Annotated in this window: 1 protein-coding gene; it reads left to right on the forward strand. The window is 37.1% G+C overall.

The window, feature by feature from the left end:
* On the forward strand, positions 1-1,084 hold a 1,084-nt coding region (gene purB / locus EKL98_RS16740), incomplete at its 5' end, for an adenylosuccinate lyase (protein WP_126563216.1).
* Between the last annotated feature and the right edge of the window lie 62 nt (positions 1,085-1,146).

A 1,146-nucleotide genomic window follows, 5' to 3' on the forward strand; every position in this document is an offset into this window, starting at 1 on the left:
AACCAACCACGATGTAAAAGCGGTAGAATATTTCATCAAAGATGCTTTCGAAAAATTAGGCTTATCACAATACAAAGAGTTTATCCACTTTGGATTAACATCGCAAGACATCAATAATACAGCGATTCCACTTTCGACAAAAGACGCTTTCGAGAAAGTATATATGCCATCACTAATCACTTTGACCTCAAAATTAAAAGATTTAAGTATCGAATGGCGTGACATTCCAATGCTAGCCAGAACTCACGGACAACCGGCTTCGCCAACACGTTTGGGTAAAGAAATTGGTGTTTTTGTAGAACGTCTAGAAGAGCAAATGCGTTTGTTGTTTAACATTCCTTTTGCAGCAAAATTTGGTGGCGCAACCGGAAATTACAATGCCCATCACGTGGCTTATCCACAAATTGATTGGAGAAAATTTGGTGGTACTTTCGTGGAAGAAATTCTTGGATTACACCACTCCTTCCCGACTACACAAATCGAACATTACGATCATTTTGCTGCTTTTTTCGATGCGTTGAAAAGAATCAACACCATCATTATTGATTTAGACAGAGACATTTGGACTTACGTTTCGATGGAATATTTCAAACAAAAAATCAAAGCGGGAGAAATTGGATCATCGGCAATGCCACACAAAGTAAACCCGATAGATTTTGAAAATTCGGAAGGAAATTTAGGAATGGCCAATGCTATTTTCGAACATCTTTCAGCTAAATTACCACTATCAAGATTGCAACGCGACTTGACCGATAGTACGGTTTTGAGAAATATTGGCGTACCAATAGGACACACATTAATCGCTTTTGAAGCTACGTTGAAAGGCTTGAACAAGCTATTTCTGAACGAACCAAAATTCCACGAAGATTTAGAGAAAAACTGGGCAGTTGTTGCCGAAGCGATTCAAACAATCTTGCGTCGTGAAGCCTATCCAAATCCGTATGAAGCATTGAAAGGATTGACTAGAACCAATGAAGCTATTGACAAAAAAGCCATTCATAATTTCATCGCAACTTTAGATGTTTCACCTGAAATTAAAGCCGAATTGATGCAAATCACGCCAAGTAATTTCTTGGGAATTTAATAAAAACCATTCTTAAAGTACAAAGTAATAATGAAGAATTCTATTCTAAAAATCACATTATT

It is taken from the genome of Flavobacterium bomense (genome assembly GCF_003970355.1).